We start from the raw sequence: 12513 nt of genomic DNA on the forward strand, positions 1-12513 counted from the left end.
AAATTAGGGGTCAATTACCCCTGCCACAGTGTCAGTCGTCTGCCGCTGACGTTGTATTCGCTCATAAAACCGCTAATATCTAGTATAACAAAGACCAATCGCTGCGTCAGTAGTTTCGAATCAATCAGGCAGACAAAAAGAGCCGTTATCCAGACGGATAAACGACTCTTTTTACTCGGTCTTAACCGATATGTTTACTTATTGTAACTCAGCCTTCAATGCGTCGACCTTGTCTGTGTGTTCCCAAGGCAGATCAACGTCGGTCCGGCCGAAATGACCGTATGCAGCAGTCTGTTCGTAGATTGGCCGCTTAAGATCCAGCATTTCAATGATGCCAGCTGGACGCAAGTCAAAGATCTTTCGAACAGCTGCAGTCAGTGCAGATTCAGAAACAGTGGCACTGCCAAACGTGTTCACTGAAACGGAAACCGGCTGTGCAACCCCAATAGCATAGGCAAGTTGAACTTCAACTTGGTGTGCAAAGCCTGCTGCTACGATGTTTTTAGCAATGTAACGGGCAGCGTAACTTGCTGAACGGTCAACCTTAGTGGCGTCCTTACCTGAAAAGGCACCGCCACCATGGTGCGCATACCCACCGTAAGTATCAACAATGACCTTACGACCGGTTAGCCCAGCGTCACCCTGTGGCCCACCGATAACGAAACGACCGGTTGGGTTGATCAAATAACGCGTCTTATCATCTAACAGCTCAGCTGGAATGACAGGTTTGATGACCTGTGCAATCACATCGTCATGGATCTGGTCCAATTCAACGCGCTCAGCATGTTGGGTACTGATAACGATCGTATCAACACGTACCGGCTTGCCGTTATCATCATATTCAACCGTCACTTCAGACTTAGCGTCAGGGCCAAGGTAGTCCAGGATGTTTTCCTTGCGAACTTTGGCGATTCGCCGCATCAATTGATGTGCAAGTGAAATGGCTAATGGCATGAGTTCAGGCGTCTCATCAATGGCATACCCGAACATCAAGCCTTGGTCACCGGCACCGATTTGGTCCAGTGGATCCGTTTCACCTTCACGGGTCTCAAGGGCGTCATCGACCCCTTGGGCAATATCTGGTGACTGTTCGTCAATGGCGACGAGCACGGCACAGTTATCACCGTCAAACCCGTATTTACCATCAGTGTAGCCAATCTTCTTAATGGTTTCACGAACAACGTGTTGGATATCAACGTACGCTGAGGTTGAAATTTCACCAAAGACCAGAACTAAGCCGGTGGTAACTGATGTCTCACAGGCGACCCGAGCGTCCGGATCCTGCGCTAACATGGCATCTAAGATAGCGTCACTAATTTGATCAGCAATCTTATCTGGATGACCTTCAGAAACAGATTCTGAAGTAAACAAATGTCTCTCTTGCATTGTAAAAATTCCCCCAATTCTTGATTTAGAGCGGTTACAAGGCATCTTCACTGAAACGTGAATCCTATCGGGAATAGACTTATAACTTTTCCAGTTTATCACAAATTTGTTGTCATTAACATAAGAAATGGTGATTTTCGTTGACCAGTCAGGGAAAAATGTATAGGATAAGGACATTGATACTGCGGAGGATTTGATCTTATCGAAACTATAAAACTACTGATCGTACGCTACCGCCGACTCCTGCAAGTGATATTATTCAGTGTGCTACAAACCGCCGGAATCACGATGTACGCCGCTTCGATCTCTTTTAAAGCCTATGAAACACCAACACTGCTCCCCTTTTTAATGATGATTGCCGTGGTGTTCTTTGCATTTGGTGACCTCTTCATTGCCCTAAATAGCCCTTATTACGCCCGGTTTAAAACGCAATTATGGTTATTGGCCACCATCGTTGTCACCGTGTTGAGTAACCTAATGTTACCCCTAATGGTCAATGTGATTAACGATCTCATTGTCATTTTATTGGTGCTGTTATTTATACTGCCAGCTCAGTTCACGAATGAATGGGGTCTGCTCAGTATGGCGCTGCTTTTTTCTGCGTTAGTGCCCAGTTTTTTCCTGCTGAGTCATCAATATCTGCCCCTTGCTGCCGTTAAGGCCATGTTACTGCCATTTCTGTGTTACGGGTACTTCTTTAAAGCTCATTTTGTAACCGTTAAATGGTCAGGAACAGTTGGCCTCCTAGGCGTTTTAATCGTTTTGGCACTCTTCATGACAGAATCAGCTATTTTAATGATTATTGTGACGATCGTATGTCTCATAATCTGATTCCTACTCACGAGACAGCTATCCCAAACGTCAAACCGATTCTTACTGTTATCAGCCTGCTTCACTGCAATCGTGCTCATTTTGAACCGTTAACGACAAAGGAACCTCATTTAAAGCTGATTTTACTGCCTTATATAAGGATTTCTCAATTCCAATAGCCTGCAAGCTAAACCCCAATTTGTTAGCTTACAGGCTTTTTTAGTGTTTAAAGACACTGCTCATGCACCCCCTCATTTAGAGAATAAAGTGATGATTCAACCGTATTTTCATCTCATAGGGCGCCCTGCCCAACCAACCTTTTAAAGATTTCTAAAATGTCCATCAAATAATATCATAAATGCCGTTCTTGCTTTATGATACTGAATGTAATCAAGACTTATCTGGGAGGTTGAAGACTTGAAAGAAATTAAAGTTGTTGGGGACATTCGTGAAGGGAAGTTCCAGCCTGCGCTAACGGGAAACCCAATTGTTGATACTGCATTAATCAATCAATTCTGTGATCACCTCAGCGACTGGTTAACAGCCCATCACCTTGCCTATCCAGTTTCAGCTGAACATGCTTTTTCAGTAACGGATAATGCGAACGACGATATCTTATACATAGTGGATAAACAGATTTTATCCGTTTTTAACGCGCATGAAGTGCATCAAATGCACATCTTGCCCGTTGACCATCAGGATCTGTTGCATGCCCGCCCAGATGCCTATTTTGACGCCATAGTCGTACTTCTTAAGAGTTTAGCGATAACAAAATAACGGGTCCGCCTTCGTGAGTGATATAGTGTCGAGTAGAAGCATAGTTTGACTCTCATTCATCGTTTTCCTGCCCAATCATTAAAAACATCCCAAGACTGAATTCATCGTATGAATTCTGGTCTTGGGATGTTTTTAAGACTCAGTATGAAACACCACTCTCATACAGGCACTAATGACTAATCAGGGCGTATGAGCATGCTGCGGAAGTCGAAACAAAGTATGGTTGCACCTGTGTCTTCATGTTTTACATCAACCAACGCCTACACAAAGAAAGCTGGAAAAATGACACGATTCTTTTTAGGGACCATCAATTTCGGCAATTGGACGCCAATCACCTTAATGAAGGACTCAAGTGGGTATTGTTCGTTTCCAACATAGCCGACGAAGTGTTTAAAATGAAGTCTGGCGTGTTTGATTGTATAGGACAAATATGCGGTTAATGGCGTTTCCTCATAAATCAGTTTTAGCGTGACATCGCCAATTTTATTTTCGTAAGAGGTTGCCCTCAGCATCTGTTCATTTCGTAATTCAATAGGCCGGTATCGATCAAGCGGATTGTGAATGTTCAAAATAGTATCAATTTGGTGTCCAGGTCGAAATAGCGTGTGGCTGGCGCGGTGTAATTCAGCGTAGGTTTCTATCACTTGTTTCAATGATGGGTGACCAGTGTACATAGTTCCTCCTATTTTGTGGGCAAAGTAACGAACAAGTGTCCAGACAGATTCAAAATTTTTAGAGAAAGTATATCATGGTTTATACCAATTAGACAACAGTCCGTACACGACTGTCGTTCTAGAACAAAATTGCGGGTCACTTCACCACGTGCTTAAGCACCGTTAGATGACTAAGAGCCGGTAATGATTACAGGCAATATTAATAATTTAAACACAAAAAAAGACTAAGATCATTTATCTTAGTCACTTTAGTACCGGAGGTGGGGTTCGAACCCACACGTCCTCAACGGACACTGGATTTTGAGTCCAGCGCGTCTGCCAGTTCCGCCACTCCGGCATAAATTGAATGTTGTTGAATAGGCCTCTCAATAAGGCAAAGGCGGTAATCGGATTCGAACCGACGATGAAGGTTTTGCAGACCTCTGCCTTACCACTTGGCTATACCGCCATATTGAAATCGATGAACCATATCCAACTGGGTTAGCTGGATTCGAACCAGCGCATGACGAAGTCAAAGTCCGTTGCCTTACCACTTGGCTATAACCCAATCTTCAAAGGGCGGTATGTGGGACTCGAACCCACGCGTGCCGGAACCACAATCCGGTGTGTTAACCAAACTTCACCAATACCGCCATCACATGACAAACAGGGATAGTAGGAGTTGAACCCACACTAGCGGTTTTGGAGACCGATGTACTACCATTATACTATATCCCTATGGTGGATGGGAGTGGATTCGAACCACCGAACCCGAAGGAGCGGATTTACAGTCCGCCGCGTTTAGCCAGACTTCGCTACCCATCCATAATGGCGCGGGACGGAATCGAACCGCCGACACACGGAGCTTCAATCCGTTGCTCTACCAACTGAGCTACCGAGCCATTTAATGCTTGTTAATATTCAATTATTAACAACGGTCCGTACGAGACTCGAACTCGTGATCTCCTGCGTGACAGGCAGGCGTCCTAAACCAACTAGACCAACGGACCATGATGGAGGATACAGGGCTCGAACCTGTGACCCTCTGCTTGTAAGGCAGACGCTCTCCCAACTGAGCTAATCCTCCATGAGGTTGTTAACTAAAAACTTATTGTAGTCTTTCGACTAATGACCCGTACGGGATTCGAACCCATGTTACTGCCGTGAAAGGGCAGTGTCTTAACCACTTGACCAACGGGTCATACTAAAAGTTGCTGAACGGAGAGTAAGGGATTCGAACCCTTGAAACAGGTTTTTGCCCGTTTACACCATTTCCAGTGGTGCTCCTTCGGCCAACTCGGACAACTCTCCAAGAGTCTCCGACATGCGTCATCAAAACTCACTATTAAAGTTGTCCCAACAACTGAGTCGGAAATCAAATCGCGTGGCAACGTCCTACCCTCGCAGGGGGCGATCCCCCAACTACTCTTGGCGTGCTGAAGCTTAACTTCTGTGTTCGGCATGGGAACAGGTGTATCCTTCAGGCTATCGCCACCACACTATTGAGAACTGATGCTCTCAAAACTAGATAATATCGTTTTCCTACCGGAAATCACCGTTTTCTTACTTGGTTAAGTCCTCGACCGATTAGTACTAGTCCGCTCCATCCATCACTGGACTTCCACTTCTAGCCTATCTACCTGATCATCTCTCAGGGGTCTTACTTCCATATAGGAATGGGAAATCTCATCTTGAGGCGAGTTTCACACTTAGATGCTTTCAGCGTTTATCTCATCCACACATAGCTACTCAGCAATGCGCCTGGCGGCACAACTGATACACCAGCGGTGTGTCCATTCCGGTCCTCTCGTACTAGGAACAGCTCCTCTCAAATTTCCTACGCCCGCGACGGATAGGGACCGAACTGTCTCACGACGTTCTGAACCCAGCTCGCGTACCGCTTTAATGGGCGAACAGCCCAACCCTTGGGACCGACTACAGCCCCAGGATGCGATGAGCCGACATCGAGGTGCCAAACCTCCCCGTCGATGTGGACTCTTGGGGGAGATAAGCCTGTTATCCCCAGGGTAGCTTTTATCCGTTGAGCGATGGCCCTTCCATACGGTACCACCGGATCACTAAGCCCGACTTTCGTCCCTGCTCGACCTGTCTGTCTCGCAGTCAAGCTCCCTTCTGCCTTTACACTCTACGAATGATTTCCAACCATTCTGAGGGAACCTTTGGGCGCCTCCGTTACTTTTTAGGAGGCGACCGCCCCAGTCAAACTGCCCACCTGACACTGTCTCCCACCACGCTAAGTGGTGCGGGTTAGAGTGTTCACACAACAAGGGTCGTATCCCACCAGCGCCTCTGCCGAAACTAGCGTTCCGGCCTCTACGGCTCCGACCTATCCTGTACAAGTTGTGTCAACACCCAATATCAAGCTACAGTAAAGCTCCATGGGGTCTTTCCGTCCTGTCGCGGGTAACCTGCATCTTCACAGGTACTATAATTTCACCGAGTCTCTTGTTGAGACAGTGCTCAGATCGTTACGCCTTTCGTGCGGGTCGGAACTTACCCGACAAGGAATTTCGCTACCTTAGGACCGTTATAGTTACGGCCGCCGTTTACTGGGGCTTCATTTCTGGGCTGCGCCGAAGCTAACTCATCCACTTAACCTTCCAGCACCGGGCAGGCGTCAGCCCCTATACGTCATCTTACGATTTTGCAGAAACCTGTGTTTTTGATAAACAGTCGCCTGAGCCTTTTCACTGCGGCTGCACTTGCGTGCAGCACCCCTTCTCCCGAAGTTACGGGGTCATTTTGCCGAGTTCCTTAACAAGAGTTCACTCGCACACCTTAGGATACTCTCCTCGACTACCTGTGTCGGTTTGCGGTACGGGTAATAAAGTATTCACTAGAAGCTTTTCTCGGCAGTGTGACGTCGGCCACTTCCCTACTTAAATTCGGTCCTCATCACAGCTTGTCAACCCGGCTGCCAGCATTTAACTGGTAACCTGACTTACTGCTTGAACGCACATTTCCAATCGTGCGCACGGCTTAGCCTCCTGCGTCCCTCCATCGTTCAAACACACTTTACTAGTACAGGAATCTCAACCTGTTAGCCATCGCTTACGCCTCTCGGCCTCAGCTTAGGTCCCGACTAACCCTGGGAGGACGAGCCTTCCCCAGGAAACCTTAGTCATTCGGTGGATCAGATTCTCACTGATCTTTCGCTACTCATACCGGCATTCTCACTTCTAAGCGCTCCACTAGTCCTTACGATCTAGCTTCACCGCCCTTAGAACGCTCTCCTATCACGTGACCTAATGGTCACATCCACAATTTCGGTGGTATCCTTAGCCCCGGTACATTTTCGGCGCAAAATCACTCGGCTAGTGAGCTATTACGCACTCTTTAAATGGTGGCTGCTTCTGAGCCAACATCCTAGCTGTCTATGCAACTTCACCGCCTTTTCCACTTAGGATACACTTAGGGACCTTAATTGGTGGTCTGGGCTGTTCCCCTTTCGACGATGGATCTTATCACTCACCGTCTGACTCCCGGATATAAATCTGTGGCATTCGGAGTTTATCTGAATTCAGTAACCCATGACGGGCCCCTAGTCCAAACAGTGGCTCTACCTCCACGATTCTCAATTCCGAGGCTAGCCCTAAAGCTATTTCGGAGAGAACCAGCTATCTCCAAGTTCGTTTGGAATTTCACCGCTACCCGCACCTCATCCCAGCACTTTTCAACGTACACGGGTTCGGGCCTCCAGTGCGTTTCACCGCACCTTCACCCTGGACATGGGTAGGTCACCTGGTTTCGGGTCTAGACCAACATACTGAAACGCCCGTTTCAGACTCGCTTTCGCTACGGCTCCGTCTTTTCAACTTAACCTTGCATGTTAGCGTAACTCGCCGGTTCATTCTACAAAAGGCACGCTGTCACCCATTAACGGGCTCCAACTAATTGTAGGCACATGGTTTCAGGAACTATTTCACTCCCCTTCCGGGGTGCTTTTCACCTTTCCCTCACGGTACTGGTTCACTATCGGTCACTAGGGAGTATTTAGCCTTGGGAGATGGTCCTCCCGGATTCCGACCAGGTTTCACGTGTCTGGCCGTACTCAGGATCCTGAACTGAGGGTTATTGGTTTCGTTTACGGGGCTATCACCCTCTTTGGCCAGGCTTCCCAACCTGTTCAACTACCAACAACTTTGGTAACTCAAATGTTCAGTCCTACAACCCCAGGAAGCAAGCTTCCTGGTTTGGGCTGTTCCCACTTCGCTCGCCGCTACTATGGGAATCGCAATTGCTTTCTCTTCCTGTGGGTACTTAGATGTTTCAGTTCCCCACGTCTGCCTTTACTTAGCTATGTATTCACTAAGCAATAACCATCGGTTAAGATGGCTGGGTTTCCCCATTCGGAAATCTCCGGATCAAAGCTTACGTACAGCTCCCCGAAGCATATCGGTGTTAGTCCCGTCCTTCATCGGCTCCTAGTGCCAAGGCATTCACCATGCGCCCTTGTTAACTTAACCTAAATCACTAACGTGATTTCAGTTAATTGAGTATATGCGAAGTAGTTTAACTACTAATAAAAAACTCAAAATAATGCGGTGTTCTCGGCTTAATTAATGAAATTATTAATTAATAAAAGAAAATTGATATTATCTAGTTTTCAAAGAACCAGTTTGAGAGTAGACCTCTCAAAACTAAACAAAGTTTTGTCTCAGTGCAGGGCTTCCGTATTATTCCTTAGAAAGGAGGTGATCCAGCCGCAGGTTCTCCTACGGCTACCTTGTTACGACTTCACCCTAATCATCTGCCCCACCTTAGGCGGCTGGCTTCCGAAGGTTACCGAACCGACTTTGGGTGTTGCAAACTCTCATGGTGTGACGGGCGGTGTGTACAAGGCCCGGGAACGTATTCACCGCGGCATGCTGATCCGCGATTACTAGCGATTCCGACTTCGTGTAGGCGAGTTGCAGCCTACAGTCCGAACTGAGAATGGCTTTAAGAGATTAGCTTGCTCTCGCGAGTTTGCAACTCGTTGTACCATCCATTGTAGCACGTGTGTAGCCCAGGTCATAAGGGGCATGATGACTTGACGTCATCCCCACCTTCCTCCGGTTTGTCACCGGCAGTCTCGCCAGAGTGCCCAACTAAATGCTGGCAACTGACAATAAGGGTTGCGCTCGTTGCGGGACTTAACCCAACATCTCACGACACGAGCTGACGACAGCCATGCACCACCTGTATCTGCGTCCCCGAAGGGAACGCCTAATCTCTTAGGTTAGCACAGTATGTCAAGACCTGGTAAGGTTCTTCGCGTAGCTTCGAATTAAACCACATGCTCCACCGCTTGTGCGGGCCCCCGTCAATTCCTTTGAGTTTCAACCTTGCGGTCGTACTCCCCAGGCGGAATGCTTAATGCGTTAGCTGCGGCACTGAAGGGCGGAAACCCTCCAACACCTAGCATTCATCGTTTACGGCATGGACTACCAGGGTATCTAATCCTGTTCGCTACCCATGCTTTCGAGCCTCAGCGTCAGTTACAGACCAGACAGCCGCCTTCGCCACTGGTGTTCTTCCATATATCTACGCATTTCACCGCTACACATGGAGTTCCACTGTCCTCTTCTGCACTCAAGTTACCCAGTTTCCGATGCACTTCTCCGGTTAAGCCGAAGGCTTTCACATCAGACTTAAGTAACCGCCTGCGCTCGCTTTACGCCCAATAAATCCGGATAACGCTTGCCACCTACGTATTACCGCGGCTGCTGGCACGTAGTTAGCCGTGGCTTTCTGGTTGAATACCGTCAACGTCTGAACAGTTACTCTCAAACGTGTTCTTCTTCAACAACAGAGTTTTACGATCCGAAAACCTTCTTCACTCACGCGGCGTTGCTCCATCAGACTTTCGTCCATTGTGGAAGATTCCCTACTGCTGCCTCCCGTAGGAGTTTGGGCCGTGTCTCAGTCCCAATGTGGCCGATTACCCTCTCAGGTCGGCTACGTATCATTGCCTTGGTGAACCGTTACTCCACCAACTAGCTAATACGCCGCGGGTCCATCCAGAAGTGATAGCCGAAACCACCTTTCAAACAAAAACCATGCGGTTTTTGTTGTTATACGGTATTAGCACCTGTTTCCAAGTGTTATCCCCTGCTTCTGGGCAGGTTACCCACGTGTTACTCACCAGTTCGCCACTCATCCGATGTTAAAATCCGTGCAAGCACTTCATTTAACGGGATGCGTTCGACTTGCATGTATTAGGCACGCCGCCAGCGTTCATCCTGAGCCAGGATCAAACTCTCATTTTATGATTGTTTGTGACTCATTTGTTGTTACATTGTTAATAAGCGAATTGACGTTCGCAAATTACATTTGATCTCAACTTACAGTTGAGATGCCCCGCACTTTGTGAAACAAAACTTTGTTCAGTTTTCAAAGGTCTACTTGTTTGAATCAACTCATTTAGTATAGCTAAGATCCAAAATGATGTCAACCATTATTTTGAATCTTTATTCAACCAAATGTTTAACGAATCGGTTAAACAAGTGAATGGCGTTATCGAGACAACGGCCACTTGAATAATTATGCGTTCAATCTGTGACGTCGTCTTTAACAACAGGTAAAATAATACCAGCAAAACAACAGTCGGTCAAGCACTTATTTGAAAAAGATTCATTTATTTGCGAACGAACTCACGAAGTGCCTCTTGTTCCCATCCGTGACGGCGGTCAGCAATCGGCGTGAACCCTTCATGGACGTTGCGGCTCGTCCAATAATGTTTGTGATGATTATCTGGTTGATCAATCTGCGTTGCCTTTGGTTCCTCCAGGCATCTCAACGATAATGATATTTTCCCAGTAAACTCATCAATATCCAAAATCACAACCGTCATTGTCTGGCCAACGGTAAGATATTGATGGATATCCTTTACAAACCCATAGTGGCACTCTGAAATGTGAATTAATCCCTGTGTGTTATCACCAAGGTCAACAAACGCACCGTATGGTTGAATCCCGGTAACCGTACCCGTTACTTTATCACCAATATGATACATACTGCTCCTCCTAACATAACTAACTGTCTGAAATCACACGGATACTACCCGTATGACAAAAGTCCGATAAATGCATTATACCACCTTGTTACCTCTATATTAGGGGAAACATCTCTGCAAAAAAATAACTGCCTCAGCAGATTCACTGAACCAGTCACTCTTCAAGACTTTTCAATACTAATCGTCAATGACTTCCACTGAGGATAACTTAACGTCTTCAAGTGGTTTGTCACTACCGTCTGTCTTCACTGTCGCAATGGCATCAACCACATCCATGCCATCAGTTACTTGACCAAACACCGTGTGCCGAAAATCCAGCCACGGCGTCCCGCCCTTTTGATAAGCGGTAACGATCTCATCTGGAAAATGGGCTTCCGTCATCTGCTCACTTAACTGTTCCGACAAATGCTGATTTTGAACGATGAAGAATTGACTTGAGTTCGTGTTCGGACCCGCATTGGCCATCGATAATGCGCCACGCAGATTATAAACGTCCTTAGAAAATTCATCTTCAAACGGCGTCCCCCATTTAGAGTCGCCGCCCATACCAGTACCTGTTGGATCGCCACCTTGGATCATAAAATCATTAATGACCCGGTGAAAAACGCCGTCATCATAGTAGTTATCCTTTGCGAGCGTCACAAAGTTTTCAACTGCCTTGGGTGCTTGTTCAGGGAATAATTGAATCTTAATATCGCCTAACGATGTATGCATGACCACCTTAGGACCATTTACTGTATCAAGATGTAGTTGTGGAAAACTCACCAGCAAAACCTCCATTATGTTTCTGATATCTATTCTATTATCCATGTTTAAGATTAAAAATCAACTTTGATGGTGTCTTAACCTATTACTTCATGCGTTTTTTCTAAGTTTTCCCAAAATACTGGTATTCTGCTGGTGATTTGATACAATGACCTCAGCATTGAAGCACATTGACTATCTTAGACCTGAAAGGACTATTGCCTACATGACCTTTTTAACGACCCTCTTTGATTTCGTCCTCCACATTGACCAGCATATGGTTAATATCGTCAACACCTTTGGCGGTTGGACGTACGGCATCTTATTTCTTATTGTGTTGGTTGAAACTGGGGCGGTTATCTTGCCGTTCCTGCCTGGGGATTCACTCCTGTTTGCCGCTGCAGCGTTGGCAGCAAACCCTGACTATCATCTCAGTATTCTTGTCTTTATCGTGATTTTCTTGGCAGCCGCGATCGGCGGTGACTCACTGAACTTCTTCATTGGTCGTCACGTTGGTGTTGCCCTAACAAAAAACAAACTTTTCGGTCGCGTTTTCAGCCAGCAACGGCTTAACGAGGCGCATGGCTTCTTTGAAAAGCACGGTGCCATGGCCATTTTTCTAGCACGGTTCATGCCGATCATCCGCACCCTAGCCCCATTTGTAGCAGCTACATCGGACTATGATTATAAGTCTTTTATCAAGTATAACGTGGCTGCGGCCATTTGTTGGGTGGGTCTCTGTTGTGCCGGCGGTTTCTTCTTCGGCAATATCGGCTTTGTGAAGGACCACTTCTCACTCGTTGTCATCGGCATCATCGTGGTCTCCATGATCCCAGCGTCCGTTGGCTTCCTGAAGGGAAGAAAGGCGCCGGCGGGAGAAGAGTAGAGCGTGGAAGAAAGTGTTTAAAGACTGGAGCAGAAGGCGACTCTGATATAAAATCCGGGGTTTGGATTTTGTATCAGAGTCGCCTTCTGTGCAAGTCTTTGCTTTCTGTAACGCGTTTCGGCAATGCAGCCAAGAAAGACAGAAACGGCCCTCACCAAATTCCATGACTTGAAATTTACACAAAATAGCCATGTGTGCAACCTTCAGCTTCCTCCAAAGCATTTCATCAATGTCTCCAA

At 46.8% G+C, this 12513-nt stretch carries 7 protein-coding genes, 11 tRNA genes, 3 rRNA genes and 1 riboswitch; of the genes, 3 read left to right on the forward strand and 18 right to left on the reverse strand.

Features of this window, described 5'->3' with window-relative positions; all coding sequences use genetic code 11:
* Positions 1–198: 198 nt before the first annotated feature.
* Positions 199–1386, reverse strand: a complete 1188-nt coding sequence (gene metK, locus AYR61_RS13465) for a methionine adenosyltransferase (RefSeq protein WP_054706750.1) — start codon at positions 1384–1386, stop codon at positions 199–201.
* A riboswitch (SMK box riboswitch) is annotated at positions 1384–1476 on the reverse strand. (Overlaps the previous gene by 3 nt.)
* A gap of 174 nt (positions 1477–1650) precedes the next feature.
* On the opposite strand from metK, the gene AYR61_RS13470 reads away from it, so the two are divergent.
* Both AYR61_RS13470 and AYR61_RS13475 read left to right on the forward strand, forming a co-directional pair.
* The gene (locus AYR61_RS13470; protein WP_065903521.1) at positions 1651–2217 is read left to right on the forward strand and encodes a hypothetical protein; all 567 of its coding nucleotides are present in this window, start codon (positions 1651–1653) and stop codon (positions 2215–2217) included.
* A gap of 396 nt (positions 2218–2613) precedes the next feature.
* Positions 2614–2973, forward strand: a complete 360-nt coding sequence (locus AYR61_RS13475; protein ID WP_056987616.1) for a hypothetical protein — start codon at positions 2614–2616, stop codon at positions 2971–2973.
* A gap of 260 nt (positions 2974–3233) precedes the next feature.
* On the opposite strand, the gene AYR61_RS13480 is transcribed toward AYR61_RS13475, so the two are convergent.
* The 17 genes from AYR61_RS13480 to AYR61_RS13560 form a co-directional block, all read right to left on the reverse strand.
* Positions 3234–3647 carry a hypothetical protein gene (locus AYR61_RS13480; RefSeq protein WP_065903524.1) on the reverse strand — a complete coding sequence of 138 codons (414 nt, stop codon included), beginning with the start codon at positions 3645–3647 and terminating at the stop codon, positions 3234–3236.
* A 252-nt stretch (positions 3648–3899) separates the two neighbouring features.
* Positions 3900–3984, reverse strand: a tRNA-Leu gene (locus AYR61_RS13485).
* 40 nt (positions 3985–4024) lie between these two features.
* Positions 4025–4095, reverse strand: a tRNA-Cys gene (locus AYR61_RS13490).
* A 27-nt stretch (positions 4096–4122) separates the two neighbouring features.
* Positions 4123–4194: transfer RNA gene (locus AYR61_RS13495), tRNA-Gln, on the reverse strand.
* Between the two features lie 10 nt (positions 4195–4204).
* A tRNA-His gene (locus AYR61_RS13500) sits at positions 4205–4279 on the reverse strand.
* 14 nt (positions 4280–4293) lie between these two features.
* Positions 4294–4364, reverse strand: a tRNA-Trp gene (locus AYR61_RS13505).
* Position 4365: 1 nt separating this feature from the next.
* Positions 4366–4451, reverse strand: a tRNA-Tyr gene (locus AYR61_RS13510).
* Between the two features lie 4 nt (positions 4452–4455).
* Positions 4456–4528 (reverse strand) — tRNA-Phe (locus tag AYR61_RS13515).
* 33 nt (positions 4529–4561) lie between these two features.
* Positions 4562–4636, reverse strand: a tRNA-Asp gene (locus AYR61_RS13520).
* Between the two features lie 4 nt (positions 4637–4640).
* Positions 4641–4713 (reverse strand) — tRNA-Val (locus AYR61_RS13525).
* Positions 4714–4755: 42 nt separating this feature from the next.
* Positions 4756–4827 (reverse strand) — tRNA-Glu (locus tag AYR61_RS13530).
* A gap of 18 nt (positions 4828–4845) precedes the next feature.
* Positions 4846–4937: transfer RNA gene (locus AYR61_RS13535), tRNA-Ser, on the reverse strand.
* A 71-nt stretch (positions 4938–5008) separates the two neighbouring features.
* Positions 5009–5125, reverse strand: a 5S ribosomal RNA gene (gene rrf, locus AYR61_RS13540).
* Between the two features lie 68 nt (positions 5126–5193).
* A 23S ribosomal RNA gene (locus tag AYR61_RS13545) occupies positions 5194–8113 on the reverse strand.
* 221 nt (positions 8114–8334) lie between these two features.
* Positions 8335–9898 (reverse strand): 16S ribosomal RNA (locus AYR61_RS13550).
* The 16S, 23S and 5S rRNA genes sit together here with 11 tRNA genes alongside, the layout of an rRNA operon.
* Before the next feature lie 368 nt (positions 9899–10266).
* Positions 10267–10644 carry a CvfD/Ygs/GSP13 family RNA-binding post-transcriptional regulator gene (locus AYR61_RS13555; RefSeq protein WP_054712238.1) on the reverse strand — a complete coding sequence of 126 codons (378 nt, stop codon included), beginning with the start codon at positions 10642–10644 and terminating at the stop codon, positions 10267–10269.
* A 177-nt stretch (positions 10645–10821) separates the two neighbouring features.
* Positions 10822–11412 carry a peptidylprolyl isomerase gene (locus tag AYR61_RS13560; protein ID WP_275452930.1) on the reverse strand — a complete coding sequence of 197 codons (591 nt, stop codon included), beginning with the start codon at positions 11410–11412 and terminating at the stop codon, positions 10822–10824.
* Positions 11413–11614: 202 nt separating this feature from the next.
* Between AYR61_RS13560 and AYR61_RS13565 the strand changes: the two genes are divergently transcribed.
* Positions 11615–12274, forward strand: a complete 660-nt coding sequence (locus AYR61_RS13565; protein ID WP_056987227.1) for a VTT domain-containing protein — start codon at positions 11615–11617, stop codon at positions 12272–12274.
* Positions 12275–12513: the final 239 nt, after the last annotated feature.

The sequence above is a fragment of the Secundilactobacillus paracollinoides genome, assembly GCF_001702155.1.
Classification (GTDB): domain Bacteria; phylum Bacillota; class Bacilli; order Lactobacillales; family Lactobacillaceae; genus Secundilactobacillus; species Secundilactobacillus paracollinoides.

Coding starts and splice junctions, on each gene's coding strand:
- metK (WP_054706750.1), bottom strand. CDS start 1,386: ATGCAAGAGAGACATTTGTTTACTTCAGAATCTGTTTCTGAAGGTCAT.
- AYR61_RS13480 (WP_065903524.1), bottom strand. CDS start 3,647: ATGTACACTGGTCACCCATCATTGAAACAAGTGATAGAAACCTACGCT.
- AYR61_RS13555 (WP_054712238.1), bottom strand. CDS start 10,644: ATGTATCATATTGGTGATAAAGTAACGGGTACGGTTACCGGGATTCAA.
- AYR61_RS13565 (WP_056987227.1), top strand. CDS start 11,615: ATGACCTTTTTAACGACCCTCTTTGATTTCGTCCTCCACATTGACCAG.